9 protein-coding genes and 1 pseudogene are annotated in these 12,429 nt (G+C 48.0%); 7 read left to right on the forward strand and 3 right to left on the reverse strand.

From position 1 onward, the window contains the following. Positions 1-176 precede the first annotated feature (176 nt). Together CMR00_02505 and CMR00_02510 are read left to right on the forward strand one after the other, a co-directional pair. The gene (locus CMR00_02505; protein PIO48759.1) at positions 177-569 is read left to right on the forward strand and encodes a diacylglyceryl transferase; all 393 of its coding nucleotides are present in this window, start codon (positions 177-179) and stop codon (positions 567-569) included. A gap of 17 nt (positions 570-586) precedes the next feature. Further along, positions 587-1,165: a GTPase gene (locus CMR00_02510; GenBank protein ID PIO48760.1), complete on the forward strand. Its 579-nt coding sequence runs from the start codon at positions 587-589 to the stop codon at positions 1,163-1,165. A gap of 296 nt (positions 1,166-1,461) precedes the next feature. On the opposite strand, the gene CMR00_02515 is transcribed toward CMR00_02510, so the two are convergent. Further along, positions 1,462-2,397 carry a hypothetical protein gene (locus CMR00_02515; protein ID PIO48761.1) on the reverse strand — a complete coding sequence of 312 codons (936 nt, stop codon included), beginning with the start codon at positions 2,395-2,397 and terminating at the stop codon, positions 1,462-1,464. 314 nt (positions 2,398-2,711) lie between these two features. On the opposite strand from CMR00_02515, the pseudogene CMR00_02520 reads away from it, so the two are divergent. The 5 genes and pseudogenes from CMR00_02520 to CMR00_02540 all read left to right on the forward strand — a co-directional run bounded on the left by CMR00_02520 (position 2,712) and on the right by CMR00_02540 (position 9,400). Next, positions 2,712-6,313 (forward strand): annotated as a pseudogene (locus CMR00_02520) (DNA polymerase III subunit alpha). Positions 6,314-6,384: 71 nt separating this feature from the next. Further along, complete coding sequence (gene trxA, locus CMR00_02525; GenBank protein ID PIO48762.1) at positions 6,385-6,711, forward strand: thioredoxin; 327 nt, start codon at positions 6,385-6,387, stop codon at positions 6,709-6,711. A gap of 2 nt (positions 6,712-6,713) precedes the next feature. Beyond that, the gene (locus tag CMR00_02530; GenBank protein PIO48763.1) at positions 6,714-6,968 is read left to right on the forward strand and encodes an NrdH-redoxin; all 255 of its coding nucleotides are present in this window, start codon (positions 6,714-6,716) and stop codon (positions 6,966-6,968) included. A 60-nt stretch (positions 6,969-7,028) separates the two neighbouring features. After that, positions 7,029-8,003, forward strand: a complete 975-nt coding sequence (gene trxB / locus CMR00_02535; protein PIO48764.1) for a thioredoxin-disulfide reductase — start codon at positions 7,029-7,031, stop codon at positions 8,001-8,003. Positions 8,004-8,122: 119 nt separating this feature from the next. Then, entirely contained in the window at positions 8,123-9,400 is a 1,278-nt protein-coding gene (locus CMR00_02540; protein ID PIO48765.1) for an 8-amino-7-oxononanoate synthase, read from the forward strand. Between the two features lie 17 nt (positions 9,401-9,417). Here CMR00_02540 and CMR00_02545 read toward each other — a convergent pair whose 3' ends face one another. Then, the gene (locus CMR00_02545) at positions 9,418-10,758 is read right to left on the reverse strand and encodes a hypothetical protein (GenBank protein ID PIO48766.1); all 1,341 of its coding nucleotides are present in this window, start codon (positions 10,756-10,758) and stop codon (positions 9,418-9,420) included. 75 nt (positions 10,759-10,833) lie between these two features. Next, positions 10,834-12,348, reverse strand: a complete 1,515-nt coding sequence (locus CMR00_02550; protein ID PIO48767.1) for a hypothetical protein — start codon at positions 12,346-12,348, stop codon at positions 10,834-10,836. Positions 12,349-12,429 lie beyond the last annotated feature (81 nt).

Consider the following 12,429-nt stretch of genomic DNA (forward strand, 5'->3'; position numbering starts at 1 on the left):
GACTTGCGCGAAAACTGATAATCCTGAAAGCGTTGCCAAAAAAGCACATAACGACCTGACCGAGTGGTTTGAAGGAAATGTTATGAGCAATTGGCAAATCTGTCGTGAAATGCACAGCCGTATTCAGCACAGTAATTCAGTCATCTAAATTTCTAAACTACTAAAAGGAGGCGACTATGCCCATCAACTATTCATCACTGCAAACAGCGTTGCAGGAGTTCGTAACCTCAGTCAGCAATGTGCAAGGTGCAGCAATTATTTCACCTGACGGCTTGGCACTGGTATCATCCTTACCTGCCGGTATGGAAGAAGAGCGTGTGTCAGCAATGTCGGCGGCAATGCTGGCACTCGGCGAACGCATCGGACGCGAACTGGCACGCGGCGCAATTGAGCGCATCTTGGTGGAAGGAGAAAAAGGCTATGCCATTGTCAGCAACTGCACCGACGACGCCGTACTGATTGTGCTCACGGACGATAAAGCCAAATTGGGTGTCATTAACCTTGAAATCAAGCAACTGATTGCTCGCCTGCAGCCATCGCTATCGCTGACCAAAAGCAGCGTTGCCTAACATGAAGGAGCCTTAGCATGAGCCAAGCTCGCAAACAAATTATGCGCGTGGTGGTAACAGGACCAGTGGGTGCTGGCAAGACCACATTCATTAACACCATCAGTGAAATTGAGACCGTAGATACAGACCGACGTGCCACTGATGAGACCGCCGCTCTGAAAGCCTCCACCACCGTAGCGATGGACTTTGGGCGGCTTAATTTCGGACCAGATATGTCGCTGCATCTGTATGGCACACCCGGTCAAGAACGCTTCAATTTTATGTGGGATATTTTCTTGCGTAATGCGCACGGAGTTGTGGTCTTGGTGCCAGCGCATCGTCCGAAGGATTTTTATGCGGTGTCGCGGATTATGCGCTATGCCACACAGCGTGCGCCCAACGCCCCCATGCTGATTGCCGCCACACACAGCGATGTAGAGGAGGCTTGGCCCGTGGAGGATATTTTGCCTGCATTAGGGATAGACCCTGAGACAAGTAAAATTCCTACGCTGCCAATCAATGCAACTGCCATCAATGACGTTGCAAAAACGCTGATTGCATTGGTGCAAATGTATGAAGCAAATATGCTCTTGGCAAACTCCGCTTCGTTGCGTTAGGTTGATATGCCTGCGCATGAAGCCCGATTGCCGATAAAGTTAGGCACGGTTTGTATGCAAAGTTGAGGCGCAGGTGGCAGCCCGCTGCACCCTGCGCTATCCCAAAGAGATGTCCTCCCTGCAACAGGATGAGCACACTCTGCCTGAGCCCCATTCGCCGCGCAATGACACTTGCATCGTTCCCGTGTTGTATCAGCACATTTTGACTCCTTGACGAAGCCCTTTTGAATTTTATGCTAAAGCTGCTCAATGCTGTAGCACTTGCCTTATGCAACTGTTGCACATGCACAAATAGCTCATTGTTCAGCTACTGCTTTAGCAAAGTGTAAGAGTTTTTCAGCGACTTTCTCAACGAACACATCCGGCAAGCCGTTGTAGTGCCTCGACTTGATGCGCAGGTCAATCTGGTCATTGACATAATCAACTACCACCAGCCGTTCGTGGATATCAAGGACGATTTCGCTGGAAAAAAAATCCATCTCTGACACCTCTGCAATCCGTTGCATCACTTTCACCATGTCGTCAAATTTTATTCGTGGTTTATCGCTCTCGGAGAGCATGCGATAGAGATGTTGCTCATCATCCCACCATAGCACCTCAACTTCACCAAAGAGGTAGTACGCACGAAACCAGCATCGCCAGCCATAGAGATACTTCGGGTAGATTTTTTCCTGTGCAAGATATTTGTCCCACGGGATAATTTCGCGCCAGGCGGAGGCATCGTAGGGCGAGTAGACGGATTTAACCACGCCTTCGCCGCCACCACCATTTGCTGGCTTTAAGACGAAAGGGATTTGAAGTTTTGCAAGTTCTTTAATTAACACATTGTCGAGCTTGCGTGCTTCGTCAAACGCTGGCAGCACAATGGTGTAAGGCACATTAACATTTGCTCGTATCAATTCGTAGTGCATGAAGGCTTTGTCCATCGTGCGCTGTGAAATATGATATGGATTGATGATGCTTGTGCCATGCTCTGCCAGCAGTTGCTGCAACGGAAAAAACAGTTCATTGGTATCGCTGGCGCGGTCGAGCAGCGCATGAATAACTAGCGCACCTGACTTCAATGCGTCCAGTGTGCTTTCTAAGTTGTAAGCCGAAATATCCAGGAATTGTACGCCAAGTCGTTTGGCTTGCCGCTCCAAAATTCGAATAAAGTCATAATCATACTCCCAGTCCCATGCTACAGCAAGATGAACCTGTTTGCGTACGGCTGCTAATGATGTTTCAGGCATTCAGCAATTTCTTTACTTTCGTTTGATGCAAAGATAGGCGAGCTTGCTAAAAATTGCCTTTGATGCTAGGCTCGGTTGCAGTTCGCCCTGCATCGAACCAAAATAATGCTTGCAGCAAATAAAAAGCGCCGTGTGTAAGGGCTACAGCACGGCGCTCTTCCAATTAACTATGACAATGAGAAGTAAAGAACAGAAAGAACACTGCACAATTAGTAAGCAAAATTTCGGACTTTGCCAAATTTTGCGAGAAAAATTCACATAAACCTTAAAAAGTTAGCAACTTTTCTCAAAAAAAGCTTAAAAACTTAGCTTTTATGCCTAATTTTATTCATCTGCACACCCACACGCATTATTCCATGCTCACTAGCCCGATTTTGCCTGCCGACCTCTTTCACAAATGTCTAGACTTAGGTATGAACGCCGTAGCTATCACCGACCATGCTACGCTCTTTAACATGCCTGAACTTTTCAGCGAAGCTAAAAAAGTTGCGCAGGCTCGCAGTCAAGCATTTAAACTTATCATCGGCGCAGAACTTTTTATTGCACCTACTTCACGGCACGACAAATCCACCACCGAAGCACATCACCTTAATGTCTTAGTTAAAGATGCCACAGGCTATCGCAATCTCTGCAAAATTCTTTCTCTTGCTGCCAAAGAAGGATTCTACTACCGCCCACGCGCTGACAAAGAAACACTTTTCAAATATGCTGAAGGGCTCATTTGCACCACCTCATGCGACCGTGGCGAACTTGCTAAACTTGTGCTCAAAGATGATGAGCAGGGCGCTGCACAGTTTATCCAAGCCCATAAGGAAGTCTTCGGCGATGACTTCTACATTGAACTCGAGCGCCACCACGCTCCCGACGATTTACGGCTTAACGAAGGGTTGATTCACCTTGCTAAGAAGTTTGACGTCAAGCTCGTTGCTACGAACGATGTGCACTACCTTGAGCGAAAAGATGCAGAAATTCAAGAAGTGATGCTTGCTATGAAAAGCAAATCAACGCTCTCTACACCCAAGCGCATGCGCCTGCCTACCAATGAATTTTATCTCAAATCGCCTGCTGAAATGGCACTACTTTTCGACAACGCATACCACGAACTTTCTCACACGCTCGAGATTAGCGAAAAATGCACCTTTCAGTTCAGCGACAGTGCGCCACAATTGCCTCACTTCAAAATCCCTGACGGTTTCAAAGACGATTCAGATTATCTGCGATACCTTACCTATCAAGGGGCACGGCGCAAATATGGCGATCTTGATGCACTTGGCGAACGAGGCGAAAAAATTCGTAACCGCATTGAGTATGAACTGACCACCATTGCCAAAATGGGCTTTAGTTCCTACTTCCTCATTGTCAGCGACCTTATCGCCGCCTCACGCAAACAAGGCTACTCGGTCGGTCCCGGGCGCGGCTCGGTTGCCGGTAGCATCGTCGCCTACCTTACCGACATTACGCGCGTAGAGCCGCTTCAATACGACTTACTCTTTGAGCGTTTTCTTAACCCTGAGCGCATCTCCATGCCCGATATTGATATTGACTTTACGCCTGTTGGCAAACAGCGCGTCCTGGATTACACCATTGAGCGCTATGGCGAGCAGAGTGTCTCAAAAGTCGTGGCTATCTCGACCTTAGGTGCAAAAGCTGTTATCAAAGATGTAGGGCGCGTTTTGGAGATTCCGCTCGAGGACGTAGCGCGCATCACGAAGATGGTGCCCAGCAAACCGATTGGTGCTACACTGCGCGATTTTATCTATGGCAAGCGCGATAAACATGGCGGCTTTGAAATTGAACCCGTCAAAGAGTTGCAAGACTTGCTTAAGCACTCGGATGCACGCCTCAAAAAATTGATAGAGTATTCACTTGCTCTTGAAGGACGCGCACGCAATGTTTCAGTTCATGCCGCTGGCGTCGTGATTACCAATGGCAGTCTTGATGATTATGTACCACTCTACATCTCCGACAAAGTCGAGACCGAAGAGCGCCGCTATGCCGATGAAGATACTGATGAACCTATCTCTCGCATAGCCTTTTCCAGCAAAGGCAAAGATGACAAGCAGGTCGTTACGCAGTTTGATAAAGACTGGATTGAAAAAGCAGGTCTTCTCAAAATTGATTATCTCGGGTTGGAGACACTGGCTGTGATTGATGAAACGCTGCGTCTCATTGAAAAACGCTACAAAGTTAGGCTTGACTTAGAAAATCTTCCGACTAATGATGCCAAGACTTACAAGATTTTCCAAGATGGCAAGATGGCAGGCATTTTTCAGTTTGAGTCGCCGGGCATGCAAAGTTATATGATGCAATTGCGTCCGACGTGTATTGACGATATCATTGCGATGAATGCGCTCTACCGTCCGGGACCGATGGATCTGATTCCACGCTACATTGAGCGCAAGCATGGTCGTGAAGCCGTCGAGTATCCGCATCCTTTGCTTGAGCCGATTTTGAAATCCACTTACGGCATTCCAGTCTATCAAGAGCAAGTTATGCAGATGGCACAAGTGATGGCTGGCTATACGCTCGGCGGTGCTGATATTTTGCGGCGCGCAATGGGGAAAAAGGAAAAAGAAAAAATGGCGCAGGAGCGCGAAAAGTTCGTCAAGGGTGCTGCAGAGCGCGGGATTGATGCTGCTAAAGCCAATGAGGTCTTCGATATGATGGAAAAATTTGCAGGCTATGGCTTCAACAAATCACATGCGGCAGCATATGGATTACTGGCGTATTGGACAGCTACTTGAAAGCACATTACACAGCTGAGTTCATGTGCGCCATTCTTAACAGTGAAGCTGGCGACACTGAACGCATGCGGCACTTAACCGATGAAGTCAAATCAATGGGCATTAAAATTTTGCCGCCCAATATCAACAAAAGTGATGCACTCTGCACGGTTGAAGACCTGTCCAACGGCTCCAAAGCGATTCGCATCGGGTTTTCAGCTATCAAACATGTTGGCGCAGCTGCAAAAGAAATTGTTGCTGCACGCAAACGCAAGAAAAAATCGTTCAACAACCTCTTTGATTTTTGCGCCTCCGTAGATTTGAGAGTCGTCAATAAAAAAGCCTTGGAATCCCTTGTCGAAGCTGGGGCGTTAGATGAATTTGGCATTGACCGCGCAACGCTGCTGGCTAACCTTGAACGCGCTGTGGAATTTGGTCAGAGACAAAACCGCAGTGTTACACTCGGTCAAGAGGGCTTCTTCAATGATGAAAAGTTTGCACCCTTGCAGCAGCTCGTCTATCCTGAATTGCTCAACGCTGAGGCATGGAGCGATGCCGAAATCCTGCAGCGAGAAGTTGCTCTCTTGGGCTTCTATCACTCTCGCCATCCACTTGACGCCTACAAGCGTGATTGGGATGCCTTCGCTACGCTTAAATTGGGTAATAAATCCTTTGAGCCCAAACGTCTTTACCGTGTGATTGGCATACTGAGCGAGATTAAACAGCACTTTGACAAGAAAGGCAATACCATGCTTTTTGGCGTCATTGAAGATTTTGAAGGCAAAGCTGATTTCACGGTTTTCGCCAGCACTTATGAACGGTTTGAAAAAGACTTGCAAAAAGACGCTATTGTGATGCTGATTGCAGAAGCAGAGCGCAAAGACAATCAAACTAAACTTTTGGTTCAAGAAGTTATTCCAATTCGCAAAGTGCGCCACAAATTTATCCAGCGCATTGTGCTGAGCTTAGATGCCAATGATGCCGAGAGTTTGTCAAAAGCAAAGGCTATCAAGGAAATTTGCGACATGCACCGCGGCACTGTGCCAATTGATTTTGAACTCTCCTACCTTGAACACGGTCGCATAGAACGCCTGCGTCTCTTTGCGCGCAAAGCAACTATTGAGCCCGATAATGACGTCTTGGAGAAACTTGAACTGGCTTTAGGCGTAGACGCCGTGCGGCTTTTATCGTAATTTTACGATAAAGCAAGAAATCGTATCTTTGCTATAAACTTTTACAAACTCAAAAATCTAAACGCCCAACCATGTCAAAGTATGTTACTGCTACTGACGCAAACTTTGAAGCTGAAGTCATTAAATCAGACAAACCTGTTCTCGTGGATTTTTGGGCAGTCTGGTGTGGTCCCTGCCGCATGATTGCACCGGCTATTGAGGAACTTGCTGCCGAATACGAAGGTAAAGCCAAAGTGGCTAAACTCAATGTTGATGAAAACCCGCAAGTTTCCATGAAGTATGGCATTCGCAGCATTCCCACGCTTCTTATCTTCAAGAATGGTCAAGTGGTTGATCAAATCATAGGCGCTGTGCCAAAAGGCGTGATTGAAAGCAAACTCAAACTTCAACTCGCCTGAGAATGACACGACGCATCATCATGTATTCAACCAGCTGGTGCCCTGACTGCCGCCGTGCTGAACGTGTGCTCAGCGAACAAAACATTACTTTTGAAAAAGTCGATATTGAGCGTGTTGAAGGCGCCGCTGAACTTGTCATGAAGCATGCAGGTGGTAAGCGTGTGGTGCCCACTTTGGTTGTTGAAGAGAATGGCTCTGAAACCGTGCTTGTTAATCCACGCCCGCTTGAACTACTGGCTGCCTTAGGCGTCGTGTAACCTGATGCGCTTTTGCCATGCCAGCATTCTTCTTGCAATACTGAAAAACTGAAGTTGCCTATGTCAGAAATCACAGACGTTGCGCACCACGAAGTCGTCATAATGGGCTCGGGTCCTGCAGGTCTAACAGCAGCCATTTATGCTGCGCGTGCCCTCCTAAAGCCGTTAGTTATTGATGGCAATCAGCCTGGTGGGCAATTGATGACCACTACTGAAGTCGAGAACTTTCCCGGCTTTGTGCATGGGGTCATGGGACCCAAGCTCATGGACGATATGCGTGAGCAAGCCAAACGCTTTGGGGCGACTTTTCTCTACGGCGAAGTTACTGCCGCTGATCTGTCTGAACGCCCTTTTACGCTCATTGTTGATGACAAGAAGCGGATTTTAGCTGACACGCTGATTATTTCTGCAGGTGCACGTGCTAAACTGTTAGGCTTGGAAAATGAGCGCAAGTATATGGGCTACGGGGTCTCGGCATGCGCCACTTGCGATGGCTTCTTCTTTAAGGAAAAGCAGGTTTTTGTGGTTGGCGGTGGCGATACTGCTATGGAAGAAGCACTTTTTCTTACGAAGTATGCAGCCAGTGTAACCATTTTGCATCGCCGTGATGAATTTCGCGCTTCGAAAATTATGCTCGATCGTGCCAGACGACATCCCAAAATCAAATTCATTACCAGTGTGGTCGTCGATGATGTGCTCGGCGATGGCAAAGTGCTGACAGGCTTGCGCTTGCGATACCTTAAAACAGGGCAAATTACTGAAGTGCCTGCTGACGGGCTCTTCGTTGCTATTGGGCACGAACCGAATACCAAATTGTTTGTCGGTCAATTAGACCTTGATGAAGCTGGCTATATCATTACGAAGAAATCGACAATGGAGACCAGTGTTGAAGGCGTTTTTGCATGCGGCGATGTGCAGGATAGTCGCTATCGGCAAGCGATTACAGCAGCGGGCACAGGCTGTATGGCGGCAATCGATGCCGAGCGCTTCTTAGAGCGCATCAAAGCTGAAGTTGAACGCACAGCAGTTCAATGATGTTATTGTAGAGCGTCAGCATATACCAGCGCGAAAATCAGAGGACTTATTTCGATAAGTGCACAGTCTGCGCTATTTTCAGACTTACCTTTTTTGCTTCAAAGACAACGGATTAGAAAATGGAAAGTCGTGAGACAACAGGCACCACGCCTACTGATGCATCTGCAGGGAGCAACGGCACCACTGCTCGCACTCCACAACTTAGGGATTTGTTTCAGAAGTGCTACGACTTCACGATTGCAGATGAGGTTAAAGCCAAAGGGCTTTATCCCTACTTTCGCCCGCTTGAGGAAAACGAAGGTCCTGTGGTCATGATTGAAGGGCGCAAAATCATTATGGCTGGCTCGAATAACTATTTAGGTCTTACTGCAGACCCGCGCGTGAAAGAGGCGGCTAAGAAAGCCATTGACAAATATGGTACAAGTTGCTCAGGCTCACGCTACCTGACCGGCACAGTGAAATTGCATGTTGAACTCGAAGAAAAACTTGCCGAGTTTTTTGGCACCGAAGACTGCATGATTATTAGCACTGGCTATCAAGCTGGACAAGCAATTGTGCCCACTCTGGTGCAAGGACGTGGTGAATACGTAGTTAGCGATAAGGATAATCATGCCTGCATTGTGGTGGCTAACTTGATGGCACGCGGCGCGACAGCAAATGTCGAGCGTTACAAACACAACGATATGGAAGACTTAGAGCGCGTGCTGCAAAAAATTCCGCTTGAAGCTCCTAAACTCATTGCGACAGATGGTGTCTTTTCTGTCTCTGGTGCGATTGTCAATCTGCCTGAAGTTGTGCGTTTAGCCCGCAAATACAACGCACGCGTGATGGTAGATGATGCTCACGCTGTTGGTGTGATTGGCAAAGGTGGTCGTGGCACAGCCTCAGAGTTTGGTTTGGAAAAAGAAGTTGATCTTACTATGGGGACATTTTCGAAAAGTTTTGCTTCGCTTGGTGGATTTATTGTCGGCGAGCGCGCTGTGATTAACTACATCAAACATCAATCACCAGCCTTGATTTTTAGCGCATCACCGACGGCTGCAAGCGTCGCCGCAGCACTCAAAGCCCTTGAAATTATGCAGCAAGAGCCTGAACGTATTGATAGACTTATCAAGAATGCCAGCCGCGTGCGCGAAGGTCTTAAATCTCTTGGATTCCGTTTGATGGATGCACGCACCGCAATTGTCTCTGTTATCATCGGCGATCAAGACAAGACTTTGCTTTTCTGGCGGAAACTCTATGATGCTGGAATTTTCGTTAATGCTTTTGTACGCCCCGGTGTGATGCCCGGTCATGAGATGCTGCGGACAAGTTACATGTCGACACATGAAGAGTGGCAACTCGATAAAATCGTCTCAGAGTTTGGTCGAATTGGCAAAGAACTTGGTATCATCTAAACGCTTAGAGTTTTTCTTTACTCTTCTTTCTTGCTTTTTTGGTCTAAGTATTCTTGCAACTCATTCATCAATTGCTGAACACTCACCAGCAGTTGAATGCGCCGCTGTCTATCAATAGCGGCAGCGGTTTCAGGCATGGCGCCGCGCAAGAGATTATCTTCAAGTGTCGCAAGTTCTGTTGCCATATCGGTCATTTGTGCTACCAGATTATCTACCACTGGGTCTCGGAGCTGGCGAATTTCTTCACGCAGCAAGCGCATAATACATAGCAGATTGACTTCGGTAAGCCGTCGCATCAGGAGTGTTTGTTTATTGCAGTCCGCTGTATTGAAGGCGTTGATGGGACTGGGCGGCGTGGAGGGCAGAATGGTCTTTGGCGCCGAGACGCTGATGATTTGCGTTGCCAGTGCATTTCTGCCACGCTGTGCCAGTTGCTTTGTGTCGCGTAAGGCTTCACGATATTCTGGGCGTTCAGCCTCCACTACAACTTCTGGCGCAGCATAGACATAGAGCGAATCTTCTATGGTGCTTATCTTTCTTAACTTGCGTTTCTTAGGTTGATAGCCCAGTTTTCGTGCTAGGGTTGCATCGGCTAAACCTTCTTCTTTTCGTCCTATTTCAGTTTTGACTACGCCACGCATAAAGTACGCCTCTGCAAATGCCGGTCGCAATCGCAGTGCACGCTCTAAATCACTTAGTGCGCTGTTGAACTGCTTGAGTTTGCGATAGGCTAATGCGCGATGGTAGTAGGCTTCAGCTGTCTCTGCCAGCGAAAGCGATGCTGTGAAATCTTCTACCGCATCAAGCCATTTGTCTAAACTGAGTTTAGCGTAACCACGATAAAAATATGCTGAACTTGACTCTGCAACTTGCTTTAAGACTTCACTAAAATCCTCAATTGCAGCCGCAAATTCTTCAATTGCTAAACGGCTTCTGCCGCGCTGGAAAAAGTAGTCTGCGTTGTTTGCATTCAGAAGAATAGCACGCGTAAAGTCAACATTTGCGCGCGCATATTGCGCCATTTCATGACGAAGCAATCCGCGATAGTAGTATAGCTCCGCTTCGTTTGGAGCAAGTTCAATGGCTTTGGCATAATCTTGCATGGCGGCGGTAGTATCTTGCAAATAAATCCATTGCGTGTAGGCTCTGCCCCAATAAGCACGCCAGTAGGTCGAGTCTTTGTTGATTGCTTTATTAAAATCAATGAGTGCTGCACTGTAGGCTTCATTCGAGAGATGTGCGACACCTGAGGCGTAGAGTTCTTCAGCAGTTTGCGCCAGACTCGGCTGCATGCTTAGCAGCAGCACAAAAAAGAACGATGTAGCCATGCACTGTTTTGGCAGTCTATCACACTTCATAAGCTTCAAAAGTCTCAAATGAAAATGGCGCAACGGAGTGCTGCGCCATTTCAAGTTATCAAAGAAAGCAACTCACTACAAGATGGAGTTTCCGACCAATGCGGAAACGAGGTTGTCGTTATCTGCTGGCACATCTGGTCGACGCAAGCGTTCGTTGAGCGGATAGGTAAAGCGTAGCGGTGCACGTCCGCCGCCATCTGCACGTCGGGGCAAGGTGTTTGTGCGTCGCATATCGTGGTAGGCTTGCCCTTCGAGGAAGAGCGCAATGTATTTCTGACGCAGAATTTCGCGCACGACATCTAACTGCGTGTTGGCACCGCCGTAATTGCCCAAGCCTCCTGCAGCTCTCAACGTATTGAGCAAAGTTACAGCGTCATCAAGGCTACCTGTTCGGGCAAGGCACTCGGCACGAATGAAGGAGGTTTCCAGTGCGCTCATAATTGGGAAATCGGTGCCGATGTTGCCGTATCCTCCGGGTGCGCGATTCAAGAATGCTGCACCGGCTGGAGAACGCTCAGCAGAGTCGCGTTGTGTGTTACCTGTGCGTGCACTAAATCGGTTAGGCACGAGTGCAAAGCCAAAGAATGATCCGCGAGCTGGCGAAGAGGTTGGAGCTTCAAAGAAGCGTGGGATTCGTGTATCATTCTTTCTGTCATCGCCTGTGGCACGTGAGAGTGCATTGGGGCCCGAGATTTCATCACGGTTTTGCAAGATGTCCATAAAGTACTTGTCTGCACGCACGGGGAAGCCTTGCTCATTGGCAAGGAAGGTGCCGAAGAGTGCTTGCTCGTTAGCGTTTGCGGCATTTGCACGCGCTCTGACGCTGGGCACATTGCCTGAAAGCCCTGCATTCGCATTTGTCAAAGCGGCAGCATAATTTTTGACATGCAGGAAATAGCGCGCTTTGAGTGAGCGCGTTGCTGCAATCCAGTTGGCACGGTTCCCACCATAGATGAGGTCTTGCGGCAGTGCTGCGGTTCCAGCACTAAAGCGTGCAAGTGCAGAGTCCAAGTTTGCTTGTGCCTGTGCATAAGCTTCTGCTTGACTGACAAATGGCGGTGGGTCAAAGCGTTTGACAAAATCTCCCGCATCCTCCAAACTTTGAATTGGAATTGAGCCAAAGAGTGCAGCAAGTTCACCAAGCGCCAGTGCCTTGTACCAGAACGCAATCCCCATGTAAGTGTTGCGCAACTCTGCAGGCATGGAGACCGTTGGGGCAAGGCGCAAAATATCGTTGGCTGACTTAATCACCTGAAAGCCTTGTAGCCAAATGAGATTGAATTCTCGTGATGTGGATTCCACATAGTCGTTCCACTGCAAAATTTGTGCGCGTCCATCGGCATTGACAATTTGCCATGTCCAGATCGAGGCAAACATTGCACGGTCACCTGAATAGAAATCCCCACCACCTGAAATAAGTCCAACCGTCAGAGCGTTCAGGCCGTCGATTGTCCCAATCACACCTTCGTTTGGTGCATTGGGCGAGTTATTCAAATTTGGATCAATGGTGCATCCACTTTGCAAGCCAAGCACGATGGCAAGTGCAAAGCCTACAAGGCTAAGTTTGGGAAGCGTTTTGTGTTTGGTCATTGCTGTCTCAAAATTTTGTTGATTTGTGCTTGCCGTCTCTGTTGGAAGAGAAGGACAGGCGGATTTTCTCTTTTGTTTTTG

Origin of the sequence: [Chlorobium] sp. 445, assembly GCA_002763895.1 — a bacterium.
In the GTDB taxonomy this organism is placed as follows: Bacteria; Bacteroidota; Chlorobiia; order Chlorobiales; family Thermochlorobacteraceae; genus Thermochlorobacter.